Origin of the sequence: Aureimonas sp. Leaf454 (assembly GCF_001424685.1) — a bacterium.
Classification (GTDB): Bacteria; Pseudomonadota; Alphaproteobacteria; order Rhizobiales; family Rhizobiaceae; genus Plantimonas.
The window spans coordinates 1-1,379 of record NZ_LMQT01000018.1 but is presented as its reverse complement, the minus strand read 5'-3'; the positions used below and the strand labels follow the sequence as shown (position 1 = coordinate 1,379).

1 protein-coding gene is annotated in these 1,379 nt (G+C 63.9%); it reads right to left on the bottom strand.

The window, feature by feature from the left end; all coding sequences use genetic code 11:
* The coding region (locus ASG43_RS11415; RefSeq protein WP_162244717.1) for a PAS domain S-box protein at window positions 1-1,023 on the bottom strand (1,023 nt) is incomplete at its 3' end.
* Between the last annotated feature and the right edge of the window lie 356 nt (window positions 1,024-1,379).

The window sequence follows — 1,379 nt, the reverse complement described above, 5'->3', positions numbered from 1 at the left end:
GATGGGAGCGAGAAGACCGTCGTCCCTGCCCCTGTCGTCCGGATGAGTCAGGTCGTCTAAGGTGAGCTCGAGCAGCTCTTCGGCTCCGTAGCCGGTGAGGTCGCAAACCGCCTTGTTGACCTTCACGAAACGCCGCGTCCTCGGATCGATCTGCACAAGGCCAGCCACGGAAGCGTCGAAGAAGGCCCGGAGCTGCGCCTCGCTGGAAGCCAGTTCCCCTTCCGCCCTCTTGCGGTCGGTAATGTCTCGGGAGATGCCGATGAGGCCGAGCACCTCTCCCGTCCCGCTTCGCCACGGCACCTTTGAGGAGAAGTACGTCCGCAGCTCGCCGTCCTCCGGGACGACCTCCTCGCGCAGGTGGGCTTGGCCGCCGTTCATGACGTCCCTGTCCATAGCTTCGACGGCGGCGGCGACCTGCTGCGGCAGGTAGTCGGCATCCCTGCGCCCAACGAGCGTCCGAGGGGTTGTCCCAAAGATCCGTGCCGTACGCTCGTTCACCAGGACAAACGCGCCGTTTCGGTCCTTGACGTAGATCGGGTCCGGCGAACCGTCGACAACGGCGTGCAGGAGGTCGCGGCTCCGGGTCACCTCCACCTCCCGCCGCCGCAGGTCGGCGGCGACCAAAGCCTGTCGGGTACGGCCCTCGGCCAAGCGGTACGTGACGAACAGCACGGCGGCGTTTGCGGTCCAGAATGCGGCTAGGTTCAAGGCTTCTTCCGGAAAGGCGACTGCGAACGAGGTCCTCGGCTCGACGAAGAAGAAGACGCCCAGGGCGGTGCTGGTCGCGAGGGCCAGAAGGCCCGGCCCGAACCCGCAACGCCAGGCGGTGAGCGCCACCGCAACCGTGAACAGGATCAGCGGGGAGCGGTCACCGAGCAACGGGTCGAGGGCCAGTCGGACGGCGAAGACGGACGCCACTGAGGCGAGCGCGAAGAGAACGGGCGCAGGTGGCCCCTCGAAACCCAAGAGGTGCCGATCGCCACTGGATTCCTCGGCAACGGCCTGACTGACGCTCTTGACCAAGTTGACACAGTCCTCCCTTCGGCCGCCTACCGATAGCTGCTCACCTGAACCACCAAGGCAATGGGCAGGCACAGGAAAGATCCGAAGTCCTGCGACGAAGCAACCACGCCTATCAACCGAACGTAACACTCAGTGAATAGACAATGCGTCTGCGAGAGTAATGGAGATCGAAGCGCGACCTCGGAAAACCCGGCGGCGCGACAGTCAGGCGCAAGCGAAAGTGCGTGTCTTGCAGCCCGTGATACTGTAGCTGTTGATTTCCACTGAGAGCTGACCCAGGCAGCTTCGGTTTTTCCATCGAGAATTGACCCATGTTTGAACTCGTCTCCACGCCATCGGTGCGGGGACATCGGAGT